Genomic DNA, 24,267 nt, shown 5'->3' with positions numbered 1-24,267 from the left:
TAAAAGCGGCTGTGGCGCGTACCGTCAGCCACAGCCGCTGCAGTTTTCAGGTTGCGGTCCGGAAGGCTACTTGCCCTGGACCGTGATCCCCTTCTCCGCAAAGTACTTCACCGCGCCGGGGTGGTAGGGCACGGCGCCGTAGGACGCGGCGAAATCGAGGTTCAACTCCGCGCCCTTCGCGTGGGCGGCCTTGATGGCGTCCAGGTTCTCGAACACGCCGTACAGGAAGTTGTAGACGTCCGCCTCGGACACGTCGTCGCGGGCGATGACCACGGCTCCCACGGCCACGGTGGCGATGTCGCCGTCCGTGTTGTAGACGTCCTTCTTGATGACGTTCCTGCTGTAGTAGGGGGAGGCCTTCAGGAGCGCCTCGACGTGCTCCTCGTCAAGGCTGACGAGGCTGACCTTCTTCGTGGCCGCCAGGGAGGTGACGGCCGTCGTGGGGGCGCCGGCCACGATGAACGCGGCGTCGATCTTGCCGTCCTGCAGCGCGTCGACGCTGTCCCCGAAGGACTGGTACGTCGGCTTGATGTCCTTTTCGACGTCGAGGCCGTAAGCGGTCAGCACGTCCACGGCGTTGAAGAACACGCCGCTGCCCGCCGCGCCGACGGAGACGTTCTTCCCCTTCAGGTCGGCCACGGTCTTGATGTCCGGGTTCAGCGTGACGATCTGCACCTGCTCCATGTAGAGGTTCGCGACGGTGGAGAAGCCCTCGACCTTGCCCTGCTTCTCGAAGAGGCGCGTGCCGTTGTAGGCGTAGGCGCCGACGTCCGTCTGCACGAAGCCCAGCTGGGCGTCCCCCGCGTCCATGGCCTCGACGTTGGCCTGGGAGCCGCCGGACGTGATGGCCGTGACCGTGGTGCTGGTGGTCTCGCCCACCTTGCCCGCCAGGACGCCGCCGAAGCCGTAGTACGTCCCCTGGGCGCCTCCCGTGGTGAAGGTCAGCGTCCCGCCTCCCGGCATACCGCCCTTCTCCGCGGCGACCGCTGCGCCGGCGGAGAGCAACGCCAGGACCATTACCAAAGCCAGCTTCCTCATCTCTCATCCCTCCATAAAATGAATGTCGCTCTTGTCCCTTCGTCCGACTCTGCCGGGTGAGGGACGCCGATCCGCCGCTGCCCGAAGCGCAGGGCGGAAACGCTGTTTTCAACCTTCCGCAAAAATTATAGAACATTTTAATCATTTTGGCGAGGCGGTGTCAAGCCGCCCCCTCCGCCGCGCTGAGGAGGTGCTGAAGGATCGACGTGGCGTCAGGGACGGCGTTCCCGCCGGTTCTCCAGCTGTGCCCGATACTTGCGCCCCACGTCCGCGCCGCCGCCGCGCCGGATGATGTCGAAGCCCAGGTCCCGGCGCAACGCGTCCACGGCCTTATCCATGCGGCGCGCCCTCTCCCTGCGCTCGTCGCTGAAGAGCGAGAGCTGCAGGGCGTCCTCGCTCGTCAGGTGGGTCAGCGCGATCCCCAGGAGCCTCAGGGGCGTCCGTCCGTTCCACGCCTCCGCCAGGAGGCGGCGGGCGGTCTCGCAGACCTCGTCCGTCACGTCCGTGGGTTCGCTCAGGCGCGTCTGGTGCGAGCGGTCGCGGAAGTCGCTGGAACGCAACGTCACGGAGACGCCGCCCGCCCGCTTCGCGTCGGCCCTCATGCGGGCGGTGACGGAGTCGGCCAGGTCCAGGAGCACGAGACGCGCCGCGCTCATCTCCGTCAGGTCCTCCCGAAAGGTCGTGGAGATGCTGTATCCCTTCGCCTCCGCGGGGTCCGCCAGCACCGGCGAATCGTCCTCGCCGTTCGCATAGCGGTGGAGGCGGCGCCCCATGCCCGCGCCGACGACGGCCTGAAGGCGCTTCGGGTCCGCGCGGGCCAGATCGCCGATCGTGCGGATCCCCGCGCCCGTGAGGCGCGCGGCCGTGGCCTGTCCCACGGAGAAGAGCTCTCCCACGGAGAGGGGCCACAGCTGGTCCTCCAGGTCGCCGGGCCACAGCGCGTGGACGCGGTCCGGCTTCTCGAAGTCGCTGGCCGCCTTGGCGAGGAACTTGTTGGAGCTGACGCCGACGTTCACCGTGAAGCCCAGCTCGTCCCGTATCCGGTCCTTCAGGGCGTAGGCCGCGTCCAGCGGGTCCGGGTACAGAAGGCCCGTGCCCGTCATGTCGAGGAAGCACTCGTCGATGGAGAACCTCTCGACGGCGGGGGAGAACTGGTGACAGACGTCCATGAGGGCGCAGGAGCACCGGTCGTAAAGCCTGAAGTCCGGCGGGGCCAGGACGAGCCCTGGGCACTTGCGCAGCGCCATGGCGACGGGCTCCCCCGTCCGGACGCCGAACCTCTTCGCGGGGATGGACTTCGCCAGGACGACGCAGGTCCGGTCCTCCGGGGCTCCCCCCACGGCGGAGGGGACGAGGCGCAGGTCGGCTCCTCCCTCCCGGACGCGGCGGGCCGCCTCCCAGGACAGAAAGGCGCTGTTGACGTCCACGTGGAAGATCAGGCGCTCCCGCGACGCCCCCCTCGCATGGTTCATGGTTTCGGAAAGTCCCTTCACGGCCGGAGCCGATTTAGACTTTAGATCTGTATCAGCTCGTAGTTCATCGTGCCGATGCCGATCTTTTCGCCGTGCTCCAGGGCGGATATCCAGTGCGTGTCGGGCGACACGTCGGTGAAGTGGTCGTGGTGGGCGTGGCCGTTTTTGGCCAGCAGGCTCCCCTCGACGGCGGGCTGGCGGTTCACCGCGTCGGCGCAGGCGCGGTCCAGCGCCACGGGGTCGAGGGAGGCGAACAGGCCTACGTCCGGCACGATGGGGATGTCGTTCTCCGCGTGGCAGTCGCAGAAGGGGGACACGTCGACGACCAGGCTGATGTGGAAGTGGGGCCGTCCCTGGATGACGGCCTTGGTGTACTCCGCCATCTTGCAGTTGGTGATGTCGAAGGCCTCGTCGTAGTCCGGGGCGACGGCGTCCACGGGGCAGGCTCCGATGCAGCGGCCGCAGCCCACGCACCGGTCGTGGTCGATGGTGGCGCCCCTGCCCGGCGTCACGTGGGGCGCGTCGTGGGCGCAGATGCGCACGCACCGGCCGCAGCAGATGCACTTCTCCTGCTCCACGTGGGGCTTGCCCGCGCTGTGCATCTCCATCTTGCCGGCGCGGGAGCCGCAGCCCATGCCCAGGTTCTTCAGCGCTCCGCCGAAGCCCGTCAGCTCGTGCCCCTTGAAGTGGGAGAGGGAGATGATGACGTCCGCGTCCATGATGGCCGAGCCTATCTTGGCCTCCTTGACGTAGGTGCAGCCCTCGAGGGGGACCAGCCGCTCGTCCAGCCCCCGCAGGCCGTCCGCGATGATGGTGTGGACGCCTGTGGCGAAGGGGTTGTAGCCGTTGGCGTAGGCGCTGTCCAGGTGGTCCAGCGCGTTTCGGCGTCCTCCGACGTAGAGCGTGTTGCAGTCCGTCACGAAGGGCCGACCGCCCAGCTGAACGACGTAGTCGCAGACGACGCGGGCGTAGTTCGGCCGCAGAAAGGCCAGGTTCCCCGGCTCGCCGAAGTGCACCTTCACCGCGGCGAACCTGCCGCCCTTGAAGGGCAGGGCCTCGAACCCTGTGGCCCTCATCAGGCGCTTCAGCTTCTGAAGCAGGTTCTCGTCGGGCGTCGTGTGCATGTCCGTGAAGAATACCTTTGACGCGTTCATGATGTTTTCCCCCCAAAGAATCGGTCGCCCGATGCCGCGGCGGACCTTTCGGCGCGCTGACGCGCCGTGTTCTGAAAGAAGACGCCGACCCGCGCCGCAGGGCATGGTGTCCGGCGGACGCTCGTCGTCGCTTCCTGAAATATTGAGTGGAGTTCCGCCCGGCCTGAGCGTCGGCGCGCGGCCCGTTGAGCCTGCCACTCGCCTTCGCCGGGGACGAATCAACCGAAAGTCTCGTCTCTTGCTCTTGAGGTTGATTATATACCCGAACGCCGAAACCGGAAACGTCTCAAGGCGGAGGCGGCGATGTTTTTGGAAGATTCGTGCTTGAACGGGGAGGAATGTGATATGATAGATACACGAACACGGACGTGAACGTTCAAGGCGAGGACGCGCCCTCTGGCCGGGCGCTTCGCCATTTTTATTTGGGGAAGAGGCCGAACCCATGAGAGGAGGGGGGCATTTTTCGGCCTTCGATGTGGCTAAATATTCAAAAACAGCGGTCAATTTTGAAAAAGGAGATGGAATCATGAACCCGATTTCTGCCGACGTCACTGCTAGCATGTCTGTGATGGACGCCATCATGAAGGTGAACGACGTGGTCAACCGGTTCGTCTGGGGTGCCCCCGTGCTGATCCTCCTGGTGGGTACGGGCATCTACCTCACCGTCCTGCTGGGGCTTCCGCAGATCCGCTACTTCGTGGCGGCCATGAAGGAGGTGTTCACGTCCGCGCGGGGCGCCAACGAGGCCGACAAGTCGATCTCCTCCTTCGCCGCGATGGCGACGGCCATGGCCGCGACGGTGGGCACGGGCAACATCGCCGGCGTGTCGACGGCCCTGCACCTCGGTGGCCCCGGCGCGCTCGTCTGGATGCTGATCTCCGCCTTCTTCGGCATGTGCACCAAGTTCGCCGAGGTCACCCTGGCCGTCCACTTCCGGCAGAAGGACGCCCACGGCGACTGGCGCGGGGGCACCATGTACATCCTGGAGCACGGCGCGGGGCAGAAGTGGCTGGCGGTGATCTTCGCCATCTTCGCCTTCCTGGCCTCCTTCGGCATCGGCGCGGCCACGCAGTCCAACTCCGCGGCGGAGGGCCTGTCGATGGGCTTCGGCGTCAACCACCTGTACAGCGGCATCGCGATCGCCGCGCTGGTGGGGCTGGTCATCGTCGGTGGGCTGAAGAGCCTCTCCATGGTCACGACGTACCTGGTTCCCATCATGGCCGTCTTCTACATCATCACGTCGATCGTCGTCCTGGTGATGAACGCCGCCCACATCCCGGAGGCCATCGCCACCGTCTTCAAGCTGGCGTTCGAGAACCCCGGCGAGACGGTGCCCGGAGCGCTGGCCGGCTGGTGCGTCAAGGAGGCCGTCCAGAAGGGGATCGCGCGGGGCGTCTTCTCCAACGAGGCGGGCATGGGCTCCGCCCCCATGGTCCACGCCACGGCGAACGTGGAACACCCCGTTCAGCAGGGCTTCTACGGGATCTTCGAGGTCTTCGTGGACACGATCGTGATCTGCACCATGACCTCCCTGGTCATCATGACGACCGGTACGCTGACGGGGCATCCGGAGCTCACGGGCTCCCAGCTGACGCTGCAGGCCTTCGAGAACGCTCTGGGCATGGGGGTGGGCCGCTACGTCCTGTCGGTCGCCCTCCTGCTCTTCGCCTTCACCACGATCCTGGGCTGGTACTGGTACGCGGAGACGGCCGTCACCTACCTGTTTGGCGTCTGGTTCAAGCCCGTCATGAAGGTGCTGTGGATCGCCATGATCCTGCTGGGCGCGTCCGGCGCGCAGCTGTTCGGCTCCGCGGGCAACGTCTTCCTGAACCAGATCTGGGACATCTCGGACACCCTGAACGGGCTCATGGCGCTGCCCAACCTCGTGGGGCTGCTCATCCTCTCCCTCACGCTGCGCCGGGTCGTGAAGGACTACGACGCGAAGAAGAAACGGGGCGAAGTGAAGTAGAACGGCCCTCTGAGGCTTTTTATTAAGACATTGAGAATTACGCTATGATATCCTGAAACGGCATGAGCGAAGGACGCGGAGTCCGCGCCCTTCGCTCGGCTGTGGGCAGTTCGTGCCTGAACCTCACGGGATCGTGCAGCCCCTCAAGACGCCGCGAAGGAGTGTGCAGAATGCCTTTGTCGCTTGTTCCGTCTTTCCTTTTTTACTGTTTCATCACGGGCATCACGCCGGGGCCGGCCAACCTCTGTTCGCTGGCCGCCGCGCTGAAGTATGGACGGGAGTGCGCCCTGCGACAGTGGCGCGGGCTCCTCACGGGCTTCTTCCTGGACGCCATGGGGGCGGTGTTCGTGACGTTTTTCCTCGGTGAGGTCCTGCATCGATACGTCAAGGTCCTGTCCTACGTCGGCGCAGCGTACATCCTGTGGCTGGCGTTCCAGATGTTGAGGAACGACGACGACTCGCGTGGGGAGTTCAGGGAGTCCTGCACCTTCACGACGGGGCTTCTCATCCAGCTCACCAACGTGAAGGTCATCGTCTTCTGCGTCACCGCGCTCTCCGCTTACGTGCTGCCGCACACGCGCTCGTTCAAGGCGCTCCTCGCCGTTGGGCTCTTCCTTCCCTTCACCGGCCCGGTCTGCAATCTGGCGTGGATATTCGCCGGCGTCGCGCTGCGCCGCATCTTCGCCGACCACAGGCTCGCGGTCAACATCGCGATGGCCGGACTGCTGGCGCTCTGCGCGGTGGGCCTGGCGCTGTGAAGGGGGGGCGTTCACGGGTGACACGGCCCCCCTTGTCCTCGTTGTGCCGAGCCCCTGCGTTGTTTATGATTTTGTGCGTCGGGACGACGGCGCTCCCCTGGAGGGGGCGTTGGGGGACAGACGCCGGACGCCGGACGGAAAAATGGAGAGACGGGGGAAGGGTGACGGAAGCGATGAGGCTTTTCATCGTGCGGCATGGTGAGACGGCGTGGAACCGGGAGGGACGGTTTCAGGGGCAGCTCGACGTCCCCCTGAACGAGGCGGGGATGCTTCAGGCGGACCGGGTGGCGGAGCGCTTCCGGGGCTACCCCCTGGCCGCCGTCCTCGCCAGTCCGCTGTCCCGCGCCCGCGTGACGGGGGAGCGGATCTTCGACGCGGCGGACTGCGACGCCTTCGTCGTCGATGACGGCTTTCAGGAGATCAACCACGGCGCGTGGGAGGGCGTGACGACGGACGAGGTGGCTCGAAGGGACGGGGAGCTTTTGAGGCTCTGGCGCACCGATCCGCAGCGGGTCACGATGCCGGGGCCGGGAGGGGAGTCGCTGGCCGACGTCGGGCGCCGTGCCGTGGAGGCGCTGGAGCGCGTCGCGTTGGGGAAGTACGAGGGCGACGTGTTGCTGGCGACGCACGACGCCGTGGGGAAGGTGCTGATTTGCCACTATATCGGCCTGCCGCTCACGAGCTATTGGCGGATCCGAATCCCCAACTGCGGCGTGTCCTGTCTGGATTTTAACGGCGACGGCCCGCAGCTGAGCCTCCTGGGGGACGTCAGCCACCTGGGCTGCGGGTTCGAGAGCTTCCTGTCCAGGAGCCTCTAGGGGCGGGGGGACGGGGCTTCGCGGCCGGACGCCGCGGAGCCCCGCGCTCCTTCAGGGACTACTTCGCCCTCTTGACGGCTTCCTTGAGGATGACGTCGTGGGCGCCGCCCTCCACCAGCGTCACCGGCGACACCAGCGTCAGCTTCGCCTTGCGCCGCATCTCCGCCATGGAGAGGGCGCCGCAGTTGCAGAACGTGGAGCGGATCTTGCTGAGCGTCTCCGTCACGTTCTCGCGCAGCGTGCCCGCGTAGGGCACGTAGGAGTCCACGCCCTCCTCGAAGGACAGCTTTATGGACGCCGAGTCCCCGGAGTCGTAGCGCTGCCAGTTGCGCGCGCGGGACGAGCCCTCGCCCCAGTACTCCTTGACGTAGTTGCCGTTCACCATCACGCGGTTCGTGGGGCTCTCGTCGAAGCGGGCGAAGTAGCGCCCCAGCATACAGAAGTCCGCGCCCATGGCCAGCGCCAGCGTGATGTGGTAGTCCAGCACGATCCCGCCGTCGGAGCAGATGGGCACGTAGACCCCCGTCTCCTCGAAGTACCGGTCCCTGGCGCGGGCCACCTCGATGACGGCCGTGGCCTGACCGCGCCCGATGCCCTTGGCCTCCCGCGTGATGCAGATGGACCCGCCGCCGATGCCCACCTTCACGAAGTCCGCTCCGGCCTCGGCCAGGAAGCGAAAGCCCTCCTCGTCCACCACGTTGCCGCCGCCCACCTTGACGGCGTCCCCGTACCGGCCTCGAATCCAGGCCAGCGTCCGGCGCTGCCACTCCGTGAAGCCCTCGGAGGAGTCGATGCACAGCACATCCGCCCCGGCGTCCACCAGGGCCGGCACGCGATCCTCGTAGTCCCGCGTGTTGATGCCCGCCCCCACGGCGTAGCGCTTCTGGGCGTCCAGGAGCTCGAGAGGGTTCTCCTTGTGCATGTCGTAGTCCTTGCGGAACACGAAGGCCACCATGTTGCCCTCGTTGTCCACCACGGGCAGGGCGTTCAGCTTGTGTTCCCACAGGATGTCGTTCGCCTCGCTGAGCGTCAGGCCGTCCCGCGCAAAGACGATCTTGTCGATGGGCGTCATGAAGTCGCGCACGGGGGCGGAGGCGTCCATGCGGCTGACGCGGTAGTCGCGGCTGGTGACGATGCCCAGGAGCCTGCCCGTCAGGCTGCCGTCGTGGGTCACCGCCACGGTGGTGTGCCCCGTCCGGTCCTTCAGCGCCAGGATGTCGGCCAGCGTCTCGTCCGGCCCGATGGAGGAATCGTTCGCCACGAAGCCGGCCTTGTAGCGCTTGACACGCCGCACCATCTCCGCCTCGCTCTCGATGGGCTGTGAGCAGAAGATGAAGGACAGCCCCCCCTCCCGGGCCAGCGCGACGGCCATGCGGTCGTCGGAGACCGACTGCATCACCGCGGAGGTCAGGGGAACGTTCAGCGAAACGGGCGGTTCCTCCCCCCTGCGGAAGCGGCACAGGGGCGTCCTCAGGGACACGTTCGAGGGGATGCACTCCGCAGAGGAGTAGGAGGGGACCAGAAGGTACTCGGAAAAGGTGTGCGACGGCTCCTCATAAAAAAATGCCATTCTCAGCTCTCCTTATATATTCGGATTGTATATAAAAATATCGCCCCCAGGGGGGCGGCGTTCTCAGAGGTTCCCGGCGTCGTGTGGGGGGGCGGGAACGTATCTGCACATTCTAACATTCCGGCCGGAAATTTCAAAAGGCGCGGGCGCATGCGGATTAAAAAAACCATCCCAAAGACCGCCCCTTTGCGCCGGTCCGGACGCTTTCGCCCCGCATTTTTCTGTGCTATATTTCAAGGGGCTGTCCTGGAAGCCAAATAAACGGTTAAGGAGGACTTTGCGGCATGGCGTACACGGAGACGAAGAACACGAGCTGGGGCGAGCGCCTCGGCGGGGCGTTTAAGGGGGTTGTGGTGGGGCTTGTCCTGATCTTCTTGGGGTCGTGGCTGCTCTGGTGGAACGAGGGGCGCACCTACAAGCAGGCCGGGGCGATCGGCGAGGCCATGGTGCAGACGCAGGACGTGGCGGACATCGGCACGGCGGACCCGGCGCTGGAGGGCAGGGTTGTCCACGCCATGGGCAGGGCGGACACGACGGACGTGTTGACGGACCCGGCGTTTGGCGTGTCGACGACGGCCATCGCCCTCTCGCGCGAGGTGGAGTACTATCAGTGGGAGGAGCACTCGAAGAGTGAGACGCGCAAGAAGCTGGGGGGCGGCGAGGAGACCGTCACCACCTACACCTACAGCCGGGAGTGGGTCGCGAGCCCCATTGACTCCTCGGCCTTCCACGACCCTCTGTACAGCACGGAGCAGCCCCTCAGCAGGAACGACATGGGCCCCAACGACACGCTGGCCGACTTCGAGGACGAGGAAGTCTACGCGCAGAACGTCTCCTTCGGAGCCTACAAGCTGCCGCCCTTCCTCGTGCACAGGATCGGCGGGGCCGTGGCCATGACGCTCTCGCCGGAGAGCGTGGACCTGCAGGCCATCGCGGGAGCCATCCACGTATCGGACCTCTACGCGAGGCGTTATCTCGAAACTCCCGTCTCCGCGGACGCCCTGGTCCACGTGGCGGGCAGCACGGTCTACATCGGGCAGAACCCCGGCACGCCCAGGATCGGCGACGTGCGCGTCACGTTCCGGCGCACGCCCCCCGCGGACGTCTCCATCATCGCGAAGGTGATGTCCGACACCTTTGAGGAGTACGTCTCCTCGAACGGCTACACCTTCAGCCGTCTGGCCATGGGGAAGGTCAGCATGGAGAAGATGTTTGAGGACGCCAAGAGCGAGAACAACACCATGGCCTGGATCCTTCGCGTCCTTGGAATCTTCATCGTCATCGTGGGCCTGCGCACCGTGCTGAGCCCCCTGGCCGTCCTGGTGGGGGTCCTTCCCATCCTGGAGAGCCTCGTGGGCGCCGGGATCGGCCTGGTGTCCCTTCTGCTGGGGCTCGCCTGGTCCTTCGTCGTCATCGCCGTGGCGTGGGTGCGCTTCCGCCCGCTCCTGTCCGGCTCCCTCCTGGTGGCTGCCGCCGTCTTCCTCGTCCTGACCTTTGTCCGCGGGCGCAGGCGGGCCGCGTAGAGCGCAGATGAGCGGGGGCCGTCCGTGAGGACGGCCCCCTTTCTTTTGCCGGCCTGCCGCCTCTTACGGCAGTGTGACGGGAAAGCCCGCGACTAAAGTCGCGGGCCATGGGATTACGGGGCCAAAACGCCCGCCATGACGCAGGCCTTCTCCAAAACTGCAAAGCCCTCGTCCGTCCTCCCCCCGCGGAAAAGGATCCTGCCCGCGCGGGCCATCTCCCCCGGACTCATTTTCGCCTCGAGCGTCTTCAGCAGCTCCTGCGCCAGCAGCACGGCGTCTTCGTTCTTTTTCACCCTGAGGAAACATTCGGCCGCATCGAGGTAGGCCCCGACGTTGGCCCACTCCAGATAGTGTATTTTGTGAAAGACGCTCAGGGCCCCTTCGTAGTCTCCGGATTTCATCAGTTCCGACCCTCTCTGGTAGAGCCGCTCACAATAACTGACCGTGAGGCGCTTCTCCGGCAGCTCCTCCGTCAGGAGCCTGCCCGCCATCGGTTCCGCGACCCAGAGCAGCGTATACGCCGTCCTTCCGAACACCGCCGACCGGGATTGCACGCCACCCTTCAGGGCCTCTTGGTAGTAGCTTCCCAAAGCGTAGTCGGCGGCATCCTCGTCCTCGAATTTTTTCCGATCCAGCCGCCCCTCGGTCATGCGCCGGGCCAGAAGCGTCAGCGCCTTGAGGGCCGAGCGGTTCTGAGCCTCCGCATCGAGGGAAACCTGGAGCTCCGGATCGTCGTCCTGCGGAACGGGCACAAGGCCAAACACGTAAACGGCCTGAGGCCCGGAGACAACCCACCCCTGGGATTTCTCGGGGGACATCGTGGCCAGCCTGTCCCCCAACTCGTTCTTCACCGCGTCCGAGATCGTCAGGGAGCGGAGCCATGCCAAAGCCTCCCCTTCCCTGCCCACAGCGGCCTCGGCCCCCGAAGCGCCCCAAAGCGCCAGGATCAGGGCCCAAAGGAACAAAGCGCCGCGTGAACCCCTCATCATCTAAAGCTCCTGTTTCACCGTTCCGGAGACGCCCTGTTCCAACTTATCCGAGCTCTCGGGCTGGGGCGCCTGCTTCGGCTGGACGGGCTGGACGATCTGAGCGTTCTCCATGTCACGGGCACCCGCGGCAGCGGCATCGGTCAAAGACGGCGCGTAGACGGCAATGCCCCAGGCGAAAGCCTCGTCCTTGTCCGTCCAGGTGCGGCGCTGTACCCCCGGAGGCAGGAGGCCCTGTCGGGCGCTCTCGATCGTCTGCTGGAACGTCTGTCTGCTGCGGAATTCCTTTTTGCGTCCCTCCGCGTTGGCCACGTCCACCTGGGAGACGACGCCGGTTGTGGGGTCCCTCTGCGCGATCGTCTCGAAATCCCTGACCGCCGTCTGCGTGCTCTCGTCAAGAGCGCTCGCCGCGGAGACCTTCTCCCCCGTTATGATGCCGCAGAGCGCGTCGGAGGCCCGCAGCTCCGCCGTCCTCTCCGCCGAAAGGGTCAGGTCCTTCTGAAGGGCAGGGTCCTTGTCTTTACGAACGACGGCGCTGCCGAACCCCACAAAGGCAACCTCGCCCGTGGTGGGAACGTCGATGATACGGCCGCCGACAGGGGGCACCAGGTTGTTCTGGATCTCCGAGAGCATCGTGTTGAGCCCCTCGTTGAGGGTCGCCGCAATCAGGGTGTCGGAGTCGGGCCGCGCGTACTGCCCGCGCGTCCTCGGCGTGCTGACCAGCGTCACGTAGACGATCCCCTTGTCGATGTCATCGTGGACCTCGTAGGTCACGTAACCCTTCAGGACGCCGTACACGACGGCCTTCTGGTGTTCGTTCAGGTCCCTGGTCTGGTTGCGCAGGGCCTTGCTGTCCGTGTCCAGGGTCTCCGTCTTCCTGTCGAAGGTCGTGACCCCCTTGACCGCCATCTCCCCGAGCAGCGAGGCCATCTGGCTCTTGGCCTGCATATACGCCTCGACGTAGGCGTTGCGCTGGGCGATGCGTTCCGCCGTGATGTTATCCATATTCTTTCTGTAGGTGCCGATGCCCGTGGCGACGAATCCATAGCCGCCGGAGGGAACGGCGATCATGGTGCACCCCTGCTTGCGCTCGGCGACGACGGCGTTGATGGCGTCCTGCACCGTCGCCGCGGAGGTGACGGGTTGCTCCAGAACGGCGTCGGCCTCCGTTTTGACGGCATCCGGCTGCCGGACGGCGCTCAGCTCGCCGCGCTGTTCCTCCGGCGCCTGCACGATCGGCAGAAAATCGTCGGCGGACAGCGTCGCCGCAGCCTCCCCCGGCGACGGCAGCCCCGCCAGCCCCACGCAAAACAACCCCGCGGACAAAATCCACTTGCTTCCCTTCATCATCAACCACTCCTTTGTTCTGATTTGTTCTGATGCTCACAATAAACGGCGCTGGGACGGCCCCTGCCATCCACGCGAATACTTTACCCCGAAAACGCCTCCAGCACAAATGCGTTTGATGAGAATACGGATCAGACGCATTTGCCGGCGTTCCCGCCGTAAGATAGAATGCCCGCAGGACAGGGTAATTTGGACCCGAGAGCAACGGAAGGTACGTTATAATAAAGCCATCTGAAACCCACGGGGAGCGGAGACCATGAAGGACAATGCGTCGGCGAAAGAAAAACACGGCCTCAACAGGCTGAACGACAGGCTGTTCAAGTACATTTTCGCCTCGAGGCAGCACAAGGCGAACCTGATACGCTTCCTGAACGACGTCCTGGACGACTCCGACAGGGTTATCGCCGACATCGAGTACCTCGACAGGGAAGCGGACCCGCCCATCCTTCGGGGAAGGGGAACGCGCTTCGACGTAAGGGCGAAGACGTCCGACGGACGCCTTTTCCAGGTCGAGGTCCAGATTCGGGACGAAGACGATTTCCTCAAACGCTGCCTCTTCTACACCTGCGCGAATTACACCTCGCAGATCGTCGTCGGCGAGCCCTACGGGAAGCTGGGAGAGGTCGTATTCATCGCCGTGCTGGACTTCAATGCGTTTCCCGACAAGCCGGACGCCTACCACTCCGTTCAGCGTATGCTGGACGTGGAGAACCATAAGTGCTACTGCAACGGAGTTGAGATGCACTTTCTCGAGCTCCCGAAGATGAGGAAGTTTGGGAGGGGAAAATCCCCCGATAGGATGACAGGACTGGAGAGGATGTTGATGTACATGGGGACGGTGGGAGAGACCGAGGCTTTGAACGAGATCGCGGCGTACGACTCCGACATCAGGAGAATTCTGAAAATGGAGGAGGCGTTCGTAAAGACGCCCGAGCTGTGGGTAAATTATCTGATACGGGAGAGGGAGCAGTCCGATTGGGAGAACTATGTGAGAAGCCGGGAGGCCAGGGGTGAGGCCAAGGGTGAGGCCAGGGGTGAGGCCAGGGGCGAGGCGAAGGGCAGGGCCGAAACCGCCCAAAACCTGATTCGGATGGGGTTGGACCTCGATAAGATCGCCCAGGCGACCGGGCTGCCCGTGGACGAGGTCGAGGCGTTGAAAGCGGAAATCATCGAGGATTGAACGGTTCTGGGGCCTTAAGTACCCCGCCGTGCAAAACAGGGCACAATATCCTTAGGGAGGTTTGAGCAATGAAGGCGACGATGAAGATGGTGTGCAAGACGATTTGCCTGGCGATGGCAGCGCTGCTCCTGACCGCGACGGCGGCGATGGCGTCCCCTCTGGTCGGCGGCGGGGACAAGGGAGGGGACGAGGCCATGGAGCGCGAGCTGGATGGGGGTATCCATGTAACCTTTTTGGGCGCGTTCCGTAGAGATAACCGTATTTTCTTTGATTTCATCGTAGAGCCCCAGCAGGACTCAATTCTTGAGGTTTCTCAAGGTTTGATTTTTGACAATAAGGGCAACAAATTTAAAAGATCGTACGACGACTCTCCATACATAGGAAATGAGAACACCTACAAACGAGAGATCATCGGAGATGTCAAGACACGTGTTAGATTTCGGTATTCTGTGGACGCCAGCTACGGGAATCCCTTCCTCACCCGCATGACATTCGAATTCAACGGCAAGGAACTGGTGTTCCGCAACGTGCAGGTCCAGGACGAGCCGAAGAAAGAATAGAAAGCACCTTGCTTTTGACGCGGCAATCCGGTAAGGAACACAAACCTTTTTCACAAATCACAGGGAGGCTTTTGGAAATGAAAAGGACGATGAGGACGGCGTGCAAGACGATTTGCCTGGCGATGGCGGCGCTGCTCCTGACCGCGGCGGCCGCGATGGCATCCCCTCTGGTCGGCGGCGGGGACAAGGGCGGGGACGAGGCCATGGAGCGCGAGCTGGAGGGGGGTATCCATGTAACCTTTTTGGGCGCGTTCCGTGGTGCCAATGACGACAACAAAAATTATATTTTCTTCAGGTTCATCGTAGAACCTCAGCAGGACACGACGCTTAAGGTCGATGGAAATTCATTTTTTGACGATAACGGCAATGAGTTTAACTGGAACTACGATGCATACATAGGGAACGCGAGCACCAGAGAACGGGAGATTATCGGCGGAATCAAGACGCCTGTCGTATTCCTATATCATATGGACGCCAGCTACGGGAACCCCTTCCTCGCCCGCATGACCTTTTACTTCAACGGCAATGAACTGGTGTTCCGCAACGTGCAGGTCCAGGACAAGTCGAAGAAGGAGTAGCCTGTAGAGCGGGTCCGATGGAGGCTGGCCCTGAAAGGTGACGACTAATGAAGAAGACGATTTTTTCCTGTGCGCTCACACTGGCGCTGGCGTGGAGCGCCGCGGCGGCGGAAGGGCTCTTCGAGACGGTGGTGCGCGCCTCCGGCGCGACGAAGGAGGCGGCCGTGGCCAACGCCCTCGACGAGGCCATCCGCAAGAACCTGGGGACGCTTTTGTCCGGCGCCGAGGAGCTTGCGGGGGATCGCCTGAAGGAGCGGCTGGTGCAGTTCTCCCGAGGCACGGCGACGCGGTACGAGGTTCTGGAGTCCGGTCAGGACGAGAACGGCGTCGTCCTGATCGTAAAGGTGACGGTGGACCCGCAGGCGGTGCGCGAGGCCGCCCGCACGATCCGAAAGGGCGGAACCTCCGGGGGCCTCGCCCGCAGGAGCACGCCCCTGCTGGACGCAGGGCAGGACGGCCTGCACACCTTCTTCCAATCCCTGGATCTGGCGCGTTTTCTGGATGTCCGCATCGAGGATCGCACGCTCGACGTCCGCAAGGGTCTTCTGACGGCCGGCGTCGCCCTTTCCCTGAACGAGGCGCGCTTCGAGCGGGATTTCTCCGAGCCTCTGGCCCGCCTCATGGACAGAGTCGCGAACTCCGCCGGGTTGGCCTCGGAGCTCGCTGAGGAGTACAAGACCCCTTCGGAGCGAAGCGCCGCGGTGTTCTACCTGTTGGGGCCCAATCTATCGTTTCGCGCCTGGACGCTGCCCGCCGCTTTCCTGGACGCCGCGAGGCGGGGGGCACGGCTGAACGACTTCGGCAGGGCGACGCTGCGCACGCACCGTCGCGCGTGGCTGCACTTTTCCCTGCGCGACGCCTCGGGATCGGAACTGGAGCGGCTCCCCGTTCCCCTGAACCTCTCCAACGTGCTCCTCTTCTCCGACCGGCGGAGCGAGACGGGAAACCCGTGGTTCTTCGCCGGAATCGAGGAGCGGAAGGACAGGAATCAGCTCTCGCTGATCGCGGCCCCCCTTTTCGGGGCGGCCTCGGGCAGGGGATATGCCTTCTTCCGAGAACACCGCCAGCCCTTCGAGTTCCGGCTGCCTCAGTCCCAGCTGACGCGCGTCTCCGATATCACGGTCTCCCTGGAGCTGGAAAGGTAGGGCGGGAGTTATGACACGAAAAATCCTGTTGGCTTGGTTTTTCTCCGCACTCTGCGCGCTGGCGCTCTCCTGCGCCGCCGCCTTCGCCGCGCTCGCCGCGCGGGAGGCGGACGCGTTCATCGTCGCGGACGCGGAGGGGACGGGGACTTCGGAGGAGCAGGCCCTGGCCGACGCGCGCCGGCGCGCCGTCCAGCAGGCCATCGGCTTTCTCTCCCAGGGGCTGACCCGAACGCAGGACGGGCAAACGGAGGAGAACATCGTCCGTCTCAGCCGGGCGTTCATCGAAAAATACGAGGTCACGGCCAAAAGGGAGGAGAAGGGGCGCCATACCGTGTCCATCCGGGCCTGGATAAGAAAGGAAAACCTGCTCGCCGGACTGCTTCAGAAGGACCCCAGCCGCTCGGTGCTGGACGGCGTGAGCCTGGTGACGCGCGCCGCGACACGGGAGCAGCAGGTTCAGGAGGCCGGAGATATTCTGGTCGACGTGTTCCGCTCGATGCCGTTGTCGAATTTTATCCGCTGTTCCACGGAGGGGACCTCGTTCCAGTCCGGCTCCGAAAAGCTGAAGCTCGGCATCCACTTTACGTTCGACCGCGAACTGTTTTTTTCTCAAGCCGTGCCGCAGCTGGTCTCCGTTCTCGACTACGTCTCCGAGTCCAGCGCCAAAGACGTCCCCTTCCTGTTTCCCCTGTCGGGCGGGGACCCCGTCTCGATCACGCCCCCGGTCTCCGTGGACTCCCTCCCCCGCTATCGGGAGCTCATGGACCTGCGGGACGGAAACTTCTACATCGATCTTCCCGATGGCGGGGGATTCGCCAACATCTATGTGCTGACCCGAAACTATTATTTCAACGCCTACCGCGTCGCCCCGGAAGCGTTCTCCCGATTGGCGGAGAGCCTGTTCCGCCCCGACCGGCAGGGAATGCTGGACGGACGCTCCCTTGGCAGGACCGATTTGAAAATGGAGTTTAAAGGCGGCGGAGGAGCGGTTCTGTTCACCCACACGGAGCCCCTGCAGCTGCACAACGTCCTGTTTTTCATGGATATCGCCGCATTGAAAAAGACCCCCTGGTCAGTCAGAAAACACGGCCCAGTGGACGAACGGCGACATGCCCTGTTCGTTCTCCCCGCTTTCGGAACGCTCCAGGGCGGCGATTATCTCCTGATCCAGGCCGACGAGGCGGAGCTGGAGCTCCCCGTTCCGACCGACGTCCTGAAGGCCGTCCAGAAGGTGGATTCCTCGATCGTCTCCGGATCGCAGGCCCCCTGATGCGGAGCGGAACGGTCCCATTCGGATAGAGCCCGCACACATTTTCCGGCCCCGCGGGGAGTCCGCGGGGCCGTCGGTTTACGACAGTGCGGCGGGAAAGGCCATAGTACGCCCCGCCTTTTGGGCGCCTGGGCACGGAATTGTTCGTGGGAGTATGTCAATCGATTTTTTCCCTCGATTTCCCTCTGAATACGCTATAATCTTCTACAGTAGGAAGTTTTGGACGCCGCGAAGGGACCGACGCACCGGGAGGAAGGGGCGCCGTCCTTCGTGTTGGCGTCCGGAATCGTCCAAAAAATCAAGGTGGGAGGTTTTTCGCTGTGTGGCTGGTTCTTGTGTTTATCACTCTGGTCTTTGGTCTCCTTGGCGGCGCTTACGCCTGGACGGTCTTTCAAAAGCTCTCGGAGAGCTCCATCAAAAACGACAGGATTTCAGAGCTCTCGGGCATCATTCACGGGGGAGCGATGGCGTTCCTCAAGAAGGAGTACTCCTGGCTGGCTCCCTTCGTAGGGGTCGTCGCGGTGCTCCTGGGGATTCTCCTCGGTGTGGGGCAGGCCTTTGCCTTCGTCTTGGGGGCCCTCTGCAGCGCGGGGGCGGGCTACATCGGAATGCACGTGGCCACTCAGGCCAACGGGCGCACCGCCTATGCCGCGTCGGACAACTCGAAGGACAACGCGGCGGGCGGCGCCCTCGAGGTCGCCTTTTCGGGTGGCAGCATCGTGGGCATGGTGGTCGTGGGCCTGGGCCTGATCGGACTGGCCGCTGCCTACCTCTTCCTGAACGACGTGAACGTCCTGACGGCCTTCGGCATGGGGGCCAGCAGCATCGCCCTCTTCGCCCGCGTGGGCGGCGGCATCTACACCAAGGCGGCCGACGTGGGCGCCGACCTGGTGGGCAAGGTGGAGGCCGGCATCCCTGAGGACGACCCCCGCAACCCGGCCGTCATCGCGGACAACGTGGGCGACAACGTGGGCGACATCGCCGGCATGGGCGCGGACCTCTTCGAGTCCTACGTCAACGCCATCATCGCCGCCATGGCCATCGGCTTCGCGTTTTCCTTCACGAAGGACGGCGACACGCTGGGCCTGTGGGGCGTGGGCTTCCCGCTGATCCTTTCCTCCTGGGGCGTCCTGTCCTCCATCGTAGGCTGCATGATGATCTCACGCAAGGCGCCCTTCTCCGACATCGTCGTGAGCTTCATCCGGCTGCTCCCCGGCATGGAGCGGGTCATGGACCGGATCGATCAGGGCGATGCCGCCTTTGCCCTGCGCACCGGAACCTTCGCGGCGGGCATCCTGATGATCCTGGGGACGCTCATCTTCAGCCTCCTCTTCTTCTTCACGAACTCCATCAGCGTGTTCCTCTCCGTCACCTCCGGCATCCTGGCGGGCATCCTGATCGGCTACGTCACCGAGATCTACACCTCGGGGGACTACCGCTTCGTCCGCGGCGTCGCCGCCTCCTCCGAGACGGGGGCCGCCACGGTGATCCTCTCCGGCCTCTCCCTGGGCATGATCTCCACGGGCATCCCCGTCCTCCTGATCTGCGCCTCCACGCTGCTCAGCTACTGGCTGGCCGGCATGTTCGGCGTGGCCGTCGCGGCCGTGGGGATGCTCTCCATCACGGGGATCTCCCTCAGCGTGGACGCCTACGGCCCCATCTCCGACAACGCGGGCGGCATCGCCGAGATGAGCGACCTGCCCGAAGAGGTCCGCGAGATCACGGACCACCTGGACGCCATCGGCAACACCACCGCCGCCATGGGCAAGGGCCTCGCCATCGGCTCCGCGGCCCTCACCGCGCTGGCCCTGTTCGTTGCCTACTCCCAGGCCGCGGGCATCAGCAAGATCGACATCATGGACCCGAAGGTCATCGTGGGCATGTTCCTGGGCGGTATGCTGCCCTTCATCTTCTGCGCCCTGTCCATCGAGGCCGTCAGCAAGGCGGCTCAGGCGATGATCGAGGAGGTGCGCCGTCAGTTCCGCGAGATCACCGGCATCATGGAGGGGACGGGCAAGCCGGAGTACGAAAACTGCGTGGCCATCTCCACCCACGCGGCCCTCACCCAGATGATCCTCCCCGGCTGCATCGCCATCGTCTCGCCCATCCTGGTGGGCTGGCTGCTGGGCAAGGAGGCGCTGGGCGGCCTGCTGGGCGGCGCCATCGTCACGGGCGTCATGATGGCCATCTTCATGTCCAACGCGGGCGGCGCCTGGGACAACGCCAAGAAGTACATCGAGGAGGGCAACTTCGGCGGCAAGGGCTCCAGGAACCACGCCGCGGCCGTCGTGGGCGACACGGTGGGCGACCCCTTCAAGGACACGGCCGGCCCCAGCCTGAACATCCTGATCAAGCTGATGACCGTGGTGTCCCTGGTGCTGGCCCCGCTGTTCTAAATTCCGCTTTCCGCTCACAAAAGCCGCCTCGTCCACGAACTTGATTTTGGAGATGGAATAAACCGGACGGCCGGCGGGATATCGACTGAAGTTCGGGGGGGCGTCCGCCCTCCCGAATTTTTCTGTCTCGAACGCCTCAACCCCCCGCTCTCGAGCCGCTCGCGAAAGGAGCCTTCCGCTATGGCAAACGACGACGTGCAGCTCGTCAAGGAAAAACTGGACATCGTGGACATCGTTGGGGACCGGGTGCGGCTGCGCCGCGCCGGGCGGGACTTCGTGGGCCTGTGCCCCTTCCACAACGAGAAGACGCCGTCCTTCCACGTGTCCCAGGAGCGGCAGAACTACCACTGCTTTGGCTGCGGTAAGGGGGGCGACGTCTTCACCTTCGTCATGGAGACGGAGGGGCTGGACTTCCGCGCGTGCCTTGAGCTTCTGGCGGCGCGGGCGGGGGTGACGCTGACGCGCCGCGGCGACGGGAAGCGTGCGCTCGGCGACCTGTACGAGGTCATGGGGGAGGCGGCCCGGTTCTTCGGCGCGCAGCTCCGGGGGCCGGAGGGCGCGGCGGCGCGGGCCTACCTGGAGCGGCGCAGCCTTGCCCCGGCGGACGCGGACCGCTTCGGCCTCGGCTGGAGCGGCAGCTCCTGGGACGCCTTGACCCGACACCTTCGGGGCCAGGGCGTCACGGAGCGTCAGGCCGTCGCCTGCGGGCTGGCGCTGGAGGGGCAGCGGGGCGGCGTCTACGACCGATTCCGAGGGCGGCTGATGTTCCCCATCCGGAACGTCGCGGGGCGCGTCATCGCCTTTGGAGGACGCCTCGTGGACGGCGAGGGCGCGAAGTACATCAACAGCCCGGAGGGGGAGATCTACAGCAAGCGCAGGAACCTCTACCTGCTGCACGAGGCCCGGAGCGCCATTCGGGAGCGAAAGCGCTCCATCCTGGTGGAGGGCTACATGGACGCCCTGCGGCTGCACTTGTGCGGCTTTCCGGAGGCCGTGGCCTCCCTGGGGACCTCCCTGACGGAGGACCAGGCGCGGCTGCTCAAGCGCTTCAGCGACACCTGCTACATCTGTTACGACAGCGATGCGGCGGGTCAGGAGGCGACGCTGCGCGGCATGTACGTCCTGCAGGAGCTGGGGCTCGACGTGCGCGTCGTCTCGCTGCCGTTGGGGAAGGACCCGGACGAGTTCCTGCTGGCGTCCGGAGGCCCCGATCGCTTCGAGGAGGCGATCGCGAACGCGCGGCCCCTGATCCTTCAGCACCTGGCGGCCGTCCGGGGGGCCCTGGAGTCTCCGGACGGTCGCCGGGCCGGCGTGGAGTCCCTCATGAACGGCCTCCTGCAGCTGGACCCCTCCAGCATAGCCCCTCACGTCCCCACGCTGGCCGGGGCGCTGAACCTCTACCCCCACGAGTTCTGGAGGGAGCTCGAGGACTTTCGCCGCCGCGCTCCGCGCCCCTCGTCCCGCCGCGAGGAGCCCCCCGCCGCGCCGGAGGAACGGGAGCCTCAACGGAAGCTGGTGCTGGACCCGCTCGAGTCCGCGCTGTGCTCCCTCCTCTGGCGCGACGGGACCCGCCGCCGGACGCCTGCGGAGGAGGTGCTGGCGCTTCTCTCCGACGAGCGGGTGAAGGAGGTGGCCCTGGCCATCCTGATGGAGTCCCCCGCGGCGTTGGAGGCGCGCTGGCTGTCGTTGAACGACCGATACCCCCTGGCCCTGCTGGCGCGGGGCGACGCCTTCTGCGACGAGCTTGCCGCCTCCCCCGACGGCGCGGACCCCTGGGGCGTCGTCTGCGCGGCGCTGAGGCGGCGCAGGGGCGAGGCCCGCCTTGCCGCGCTGAACGCGAGGATGAAACAGGGCGCGGCCACCGCCGAGGAGCTGGCGGAGGCTCACGCCCTGGCCTCGGCGCTGAAGAGGCGGAATTGACGCTCTTCCGCCCCGTGCCCTTCGTTTTGATTTTGGTGGATTCGGGTCTGGCTTCCTAAAGCCTCTTTTCGCCTTTCTCGATGAAGACGCGGGGCACCCGCGGCATGATGCAGCTCAGGAGCTCGTGGATGATCGTGTGTCCCGCGAGGGCCGCCTTCAGCATCAGGCGCCCGTCGAGGAGCACGGCCTCGTCCCCCGCCCTGACCCCCGGAACGTCCGTGACGTCCGCCATGAACATGTCCATGCAAACGCGCCCCACCACCGGGCAGAGCCGGTCGTGGATGTAGACGCTCATCCGGTTGGAGAGGGCGCGCGGGTACCCGTCGGCGTATCCCGTGGGCAGGACGGCCAGGACGGAGTCGCGCTTCAGGACCGCCGTGCCGCCGTAGCCGATCTTCGCCCCCTTCGGCAGCTCTCGGACGGCAGCGATCCGGGCCTTGAGCGTCATGACGGGCTTCAGCTCCGCGGGGGACTCCACCTCCTCGTCCGAAGAGGCGTAGCCGTAGAGCACCAGCCCGAAACGGCCCATGTCCAAATGCGCCTCAGGGTACCTCAGCACGCCGAGGCTGGCCGCGATGTGCCCCAGCCGGAACGTGACGCCGCGATCCGCCAGCGCCTGACGGGCCGCGGCGAACTTCGCCATCTGCATGCGGGTGTATTCGGGGTCGCCGTCCGCGTTGGCGAAGTGACTGAACAGCCCCTCGGCCTCGAGCCCCGGCAGGCGGCACAGCGTCGCCATCTCGTCGGCCACGGCCTCCCAGCCGCTCTCCGGCCAGTAGAAGCCAATGCGCCCCATTCCGGTGTCCACCTTGACGTGGATCTTGATGGTCCGCCCCGCGGCGCTGGCCGCCCTGGAGAGCGCGAGGCCGTTTTCGAGGTCCCCCACCGCCTGGGTGACGTCGTACTCCCACATCAGGGGGGCCAGAGACGGTGCCGACTGTCCCAGACACAGGATGGGCAGCTTGATGCCGTTCTTCCGCAGCGTCACGGCCGCCATGACGTAGGCCACCGCCAGCATGTCGACCCCGCACGTTTCGAGCTTCCTCGCGACCTCCACGATGCCGTGGCCGTAGGCGTCCGCCTTGACCACGGCGAGGGACTTGACCCCCGGCTTCAGCAGCCCCTTCAACGACCTGACGTTGCCCTCCAGCGCGTCGAGGTCGATCTCCGCCCACGTTCGGGTCATCGCAATTTCCAGATTCGTCATCTCAGTCTCTCCTCCCGTTCGGGAAACGAATTTCGCAGGGCCGCCCTGCGAGGCGGCTCAAAGCCTTTGGCATGGATTCATTCGGACGGAAGTATTATAGAACAAAACCGCGGACGGGTTCAACGCGGCAATGCTATACTTAGGGAAGCGCTGATTAATATTCAAAAGTTGTTGAAAGCAATCAAGGAGCATCAAAACGAAGGATATCCTTCAGTGCTTCCCTAAAATTTTAAAATGGGGCTACGCCCCAAGCCCCACGCGCTTCGCGCGGCCTGGTGAAGTTTCAGGCACTGAAGGGAGTCTATGCGGTTGACAGTTCTCAACGACTTAATCAGTGTTTCCTTAGGGAAGCGCCAAAGCGAAGTGCGCTGCCGCGCGTTTTCCGACAGCGGTGCCATCGGGGTGTGCCTGCGGAGGGAGGAACCATGAAGGACGTTTTCAAAAAGGCGTTGCCGTATCTTGCACTGCTCCTGCTGCTGGCCTGTCTGGGCAGCGCCCTGCCCCTGAGCGTCGGGGAGAGCTCCGACTTCGGCAACTTCGCGGGGAACAGCGACTACGGCGGAAGTTGGGGCGGCGGATGGAGTGGCGGCAGCAGCTGGGGCGACGGGTGGAGCGGCGGCGGCTTCATAAACCTGGGCTGGGTCGGCGGTTCCATCGACGTCTTCACGATGCTGTTGTTCCTGTACTTCGTCGTCCGGTTCTTCGGGGACAGGGGGTTCTTCGTCGGAAAACGCCAAAGGGAGCGGATGGACATGCCCGAGGTCGTCGTTCTCTCCAGAGTCCTCCTGCCGATGAGCGATTACCTGAAGCTGGACCCGGACTTCAGCGCGACGGGGGTCCAGGAGCACATGGCCAACCTCTACGTGCAGATGCAGAACTGCTGGCACAACAAAAACATCGAGCCCGTGCGGCCGTGGCTGACGGATGCGTTCTACAATCAGATGGAGGGCCTGCTGGCCCCGATGCGCAGTAAGCGCGAGACGGACTACATCGAGCGCATCGCCGTGCTGGAGGCGAGCCTGAAGGGCTACTACCAGGCGGGCGGCATGGATTTCCTCGTGGCCGCGATTCGGACGCGCATCACGGTGTACACGCTGGACGACCGAACGGGGCGGGTCGTCTCCGGCAGCAGGAATCGGGAGAAGTTCATGGAGTACGAGTGGGAGCTCACGCGAAGGAGTGGCGAGAGGACGGACCGGGCCAAGGGCGGCGTGAAGGCGGTCTACTGCCCCCACTGCGGCGCGCCCCTCGACATCAACGCATCGGCCCGCTGTTCCTACTGCGGCGGCACGGTGATAGCCTCCAGCAAAAACTGGGCCGTGTGCCGCATCAGGGGGATATCGCAGAGAACCGTGTGAGCGCGGGCCCGCCTGCGT

At 64.8% G+C, this 24,267-nt stretch carries 19 protein-coding genes; 12 read left to right on the top strand and 7 right to left on the bottom strand.

Annotated features, from left to right (window positions below; genetic code table 11):
- Nucleotides 1-66: 66 nt before the first annotated feature.
- The 3 genes from ACK28C_RS02545 to ACK28C_RS02535 form a co-directional block, all read right to left on the bottom strand.
- The gene (locus ACK28C_RS02545) at nucleotides 67-1,038 is read right to left on the bottom strand and encodes a TAXI family TRAP transporter solute-binding subunit (protein ID WP_208873327.1); all 972 of its coding nucleotides are present in this window, start codon (nucleotides 1,036-1,038) and stop codon (nucleotides 67-69) included.
- Nucleotides 1,039-1,250: 212 nt separating this feature from the next.
- Nucleotides 1,251-2,510 (bottom strand): DNA polymerase thumb domain-containing protein, encoded by a 1,260-nt coding sequence (locus ACK28C_RS02540; protein WP_015556688.1) that lies wholly within the window; start codon nucleotides 2,508-2,510, stop codon nucleotides 1,251-1,253.
- 41 nt (nucleotides 2,511-2,551) lie between these two features.
- Complete coding sequence (locus ACK28C_RS02535) at nucleotides 2,552-3,664, bottom strand: DUF362 domain-containing protein (RefSeq protein ID WP_015556689.1); 1,113 nt, start codon at nucleotides 3,662-3,664, stop codon at nucleotides 2,552-2,554.
- 568 nt (nucleotides 3,665-4,232) lie between these two features.
- Between ACK28C_RS02535 and ACK28C_RS02530 the strand changes: the two genes are divergently transcribed.
- The 3 genes from ACK28C_RS02530 to ACK28C_RS02520 all read left to right on the top strand — a co-directional run bounded on the left by ACK28C_RS02530 (nucleotide 4,233) and on the right by ACK28C_RS02520 (nucleotide 7,209).
- Nucleotides 4,233-5,633, top strand: coding sequence for a sodium:alanine symporter family protein (locus tag ACK28C_RS02530; protein ID WP_015556690.1), 1,401 nt, complete (start codon nucleotides 4,233-4,235; stop codon nucleotides 5,631-5,633).
- 170 nt (nucleotides 5,634-5,803) lie between these two features.
- A complete protein-coding gene (locus ACK28C_RS02525) occupies nucleotides 5,804-6,391 on the top strand; it encodes a LysE family transporter (RefSeq protein ID WP_208873329.1) in 588 nt (195 codons plus the stop codon).
- Nucleotides 6,392-6,564: 173 nt separating this feature from the next.
- Nucleotides 6,565-7,209 (top strand): histidine phosphatase family protein, encoded by a 645-nt coding sequence (locus ACK28C_RS02520; protein WP_015556691.1) that lies wholly within the window; start codon nucleotides 6,565-6,567, stop codon nucleotides 7,207-7,209.
- Between the two features lie 58 nt (nucleotides 7,210-7,267).
- Here ACK28C_RS02520 and ACK28C_RS02515 read toward each other — a convergent pair whose 3' ends face one another.
- The gene (locus ACK28C_RS02515; protein WP_015556692.1) at nucleotides 7,268-8,779 is read right to left on the bottom strand and encodes an IMP dehydrogenase; all 1,512 of its coding nucleotides are present in this window, start codon (nucleotides 8,777-8,779) and stop codon (nucleotides 7,268-7,270) included.
- A gap of 284 nt (nucleotides 8,780-9,063) precedes the next feature.
- Between ACK28C_RS02515 and ACK28C_RS02510 the strand changes: the two genes are divergently transcribed.
- Nucleotides 9,064-10,302: a TMEM43 family protein gene (locus tag ACK28C_RS02510; RefSeq protein ID WP_015556693.1), complete on the top strand. Its 1,239-nt coding sequence runs from the start codon at nucleotides 9,064-9,066 to the stop codon at nucleotides 10,300-10,302.
- Between the two features lie 113 nt (nucleotides 10,303-10,415).
- Here the strand turns inward: ACK28C_RS02510 and ACK28C_RS02505 are convergent, their stop codons facing one another.
- Nucleotides 10,416-11,291: a hypothetical protein gene (locus ACK28C_RS02505; RefSeq protein ID WP_208873331.1), complete on the bottom strand. Its 876-nt coding sequence runs from the start codon at nucleotides 11,289-11,291 to the stop codon at nucleotides 10,416-10,418.
- The gene (locus tag ACK28C_RS02500; protein ID WP_409152410.1) at nucleotides 11,292-12,638 is read right to left on the bottom strand and encodes a hypothetical protein; all 1,347 of its coding nucleotides are present in this window, start codon (nucleotides 12,636-12,638) and stop codon (nucleotides 11,292-11,294) included.
- A gap of 253 nt (nucleotides 12,639-12,891) precedes the next feature.
- On the opposite strand from ACK28C_RS02500, the gene ACK28C_RS02495 reads away from it, so the two are divergent.
- From ACK28C_RS02495 to dnaG, 7 genes are all read left to right on the top strand, one after another.
- Nucleotides 12,892-13,815, top strand: coding sequence for an Rpn family recombination-promoting nuclease/putative transposase (locus tag ACK28C_RS02495; protein ID WP_015556695.1), 924 nt, complete (start codon nucleotides 12,892-12,894; stop codon nucleotides 13,813-13,815).
- Between the two features lie 68 nt (nucleotides 13,816-13,883).
- Entirely contained in the window at nucleotides 13,884-14,375 is a 492-nt protein-coding gene (locus ACK28C_RS02490; RefSeq protein ID WP_015556696.1) for a hypothetical protein, read from the top strand.
- 77 nt (nucleotides 14,376-14,452) lie between these two features.
- Nucleotides 14,453-14,953 (top strand): hypothetical protein, encoded by a 501-nt coding sequence (locus ACK28C_RS02485; RefSeq protein ID WP_015556697.1) that lies wholly within the window; start codon nucleotides 14,453-14,455, stop codon nucleotides 14,951-14,953.
- 47 nt (nucleotides 14,954-15,000) lie between these two features.
- Entirely contained in the window at nucleotides 15,001-16,098 is a 1,098-nt protein-coding gene (locus tag ACK28C_RS02480; RefSeq protein ID WP_015556698.1) for a hypothetical protein, read from the top strand.
- Nucleotides 16,099-16,108: 10 nt separating this feature from the next.
- Nucleotides 16,109-17,368, top strand: a complete 1,260-nt coding sequence (locus ACK28C_RS02475) for a hypothetical protein (protein ID WP_015556699.1) — start codon at nucleotides 16,109-16,111, stop codon at nucleotides 17,366-17,368.
- Between the two features lie 320 nt (nucleotides 17,369-17,688).
- Nucleotides 17,689-19,764 (top strand): sodium-translocating pyrophosphatase, encoded by a 2,076-nt coding sequence (locus ACK28C_RS02470; protein ID WP_409152409.1) that lies wholly within the window; start codon nucleotides 17,689-17,691, stop codon nucleotides 19,762-19,764.
- Between the two features lie 180 nt (nucleotides 19,765-19,944).
- The gene (dnaG, locus tag ACK28C_RS02465; RefSeq protein WP_409152408.1) at nucleotides 19,945-21,684 is read left to right on the top strand and encodes a DNA primase; all 1,740 of its coding nucleotides are present in this window, start codon (nucleotides 19,945-19,947) and stop codon (nucleotides 21,682-21,684) included.
- A gap of 55 nt (nucleotides 21,685-21,739) precedes the next feature.
- On the opposite strand, the gene alr is transcribed toward dnaG, so the two are convergent.
- Nucleotides 21,740-22,891, bottom strand: a complete 1,152-nt coding sequence (gene alr, locus ACK28C_RS02460) for an alanine racemase (protein ID WP_015556702.1) — start codon at nucleotides 22,889-22,891, stop codon at nucleotides 21,740-21,742.
- 425 nt (nucleotides 22,892-23,316) lie between these two features.
- Here alr and ACK28C_RS02455 point away from each other — a divergent pair, with 425 nt between their 5' ends.
- Nucleotides 23,317-24,249: a zinc-ribbon domain-containing transport protein gene (locus ACK28C_RS02455; RefSeq protein WP_409152407.1), complete on the top strand. Its 933-nt coding sequence runs from the start codon at nucleotides 23,317-23,319 to the stop codon at nucleotides 24,247-24,249.
- The last annotated feature ends 18 nt before the right edge of the window (nucleotides 24,250-24,267 follow it).

The sequence above is a fragment of the Fretibacterium fastidiosum genome (assembly GCF_964642095.1).
GTDB classification, from domain to species: domain Bacteria; phylum Synergistota; class Synergistia; order Synergistales; family Aminobacteriaceae; genus Fretibacterium; species Fretibacterium fastidiosum.
Note: the sequence above shows the minus strand (reverse complement) of the source record. Positions and strands in the feature narration are given on the sequence as shown.

What these genes read in the sequence shown, in the direction of transcription:
- ACK28C_RS02505 (WP_208873331.1), bottom strand. Translation starts at nt 11,291, where the DNA reads ATGATGAGGGGTTCACGCGGCGCTTTGTTCCTTTGGGCCCTGATCCTG.
- ACK28C_RS02520 (WP_015556691.1), top strand. Translation starts at nt 6,565, where the DNA reads ATGAGGCTTTTCATCGTGCGGCATGGTGAGACGGCGTGGAACCGGGAG.
- ACK28C_RS02530 (WP_015556690.1), top strand. Translation starts at nt 4,233, where the DNA reads ATGGACGCCATCATGAAGGTGAACGACGTGGTCAACCGGTTCGTCTGG.
- alr (WP_015556702.1), bottom strand. Translation starts at nt 22,891, where the DNA reads ATGACGAATCTGGAAATTGCGATGACCCGAACGTGGGCGGAGATCGAC.
- ACK28C_RS02510 (WP_015556693.1), top strand. Translation starts at nt 9,064, where the DNA reads ATGGCGTACACGGAGACGAAGAACACGAGCTGGGGCGAGCGCCTCGGC.
- ACK28C_RS02535 (WP_015556689.1), bottom strand. Translation starts at nt 3,664, where the DNA reads ATGAACGCGTCAAAGGTATTCTTCACGGACATGCACACGACGCCCGAC.
- ACK28C_RS02545 (WP_208873327.1), bottom strand. Translation starts at nt 1,038, where the DNA reads ATGAGGAAGCTGGCTTTGGTAATGGTCCTGGCGTTGCTCTCCGCCGGC.
- dnaG (WP_409152408.1), top strand. Translation starts at nt 19,945, where the DNA reads ATGGCAAACGACGACGTGCAGCTCGTCAAGGAAAAACTGGACATCGTG.
- ACK28C_RS02540 (WP_015556688.1), bottom strand. Translation starts at nt 2,510, where the DNA reads ATGAACCATGCGAGGGGGGCGTCGCGGGAGCGCCTGATCTTCCACGTG.
- ACK28C_RS02485 (WP_015556697.1), top strand. Translation starts at nt 14,453, where the DNA reads ATGAAAAGGACGATGAGGACGGCGTGCAAGACGATTTGCCTGGCGATG.
- ACK28C_RS02525 (WP_208873329.1), top strand. Translation starts at nt 5,804, where the DNA reads ATGCCTTTGTCGCTTGTTCCGTCTTTCCTTTTTTACTGTTTCATCACG.
- ACK28C_RS02475 (WP_015556699.1), top strand. Translation starts at nt 16,109, where the DNA reads ATGACACGAAAAATCCTGTTGGCTTGGTTTTTCTCCGCACTCTGCGCG.
- ACK28C_RS02500 (WP_409152410.1), bottom strand. Translation starts at nt 12,638, where the DNA reads ATGATGAAGGGAAGCAAGTGGATTTTGTCCGCGGGGTTGTTTTGCGTG.
- ACK28C_RS02480 (WP_015556698.1), top strand. Translation starts at nt 15,001, where the DNA reads ATGAAGAAGACGATTTTTTCCTGTGCGCTCACACTGGCGCTGGCGTGG.
- ACK28C_RS02455 (WP_409152407.1), top strand. Translation starts at nt 23,317, where the DNA reads ATGAAGGACGTTTTCAAAAAGGCGTTGCCGTATCTTGCACTGCTCCTG.
- ACK28C_RS02495 (WP_015556695.1), top strand. Translation starts at nt 12,892, where the DNA reads ATGAAGGACAATGCGTCGGCGAAAGAAAAACACGGCCTCAACAGGCTG.
- ACK28C_RS02515 (WP_015556692.1), bottom strand. Translation starts at nt 8,779, where the DNA reads ATGGCATTTTTTTATGAGGAGCCGTCGCACACCTTTTCCGAGTACCTT.
- ACK28C_RS02490 (WP_015556696.1), top strand. Translation starts at nt 13,884, where the DNA reads ATGAAGGCGACGATGAAGATGGTGTGCAAGACGATTTGCCTGGCGATG.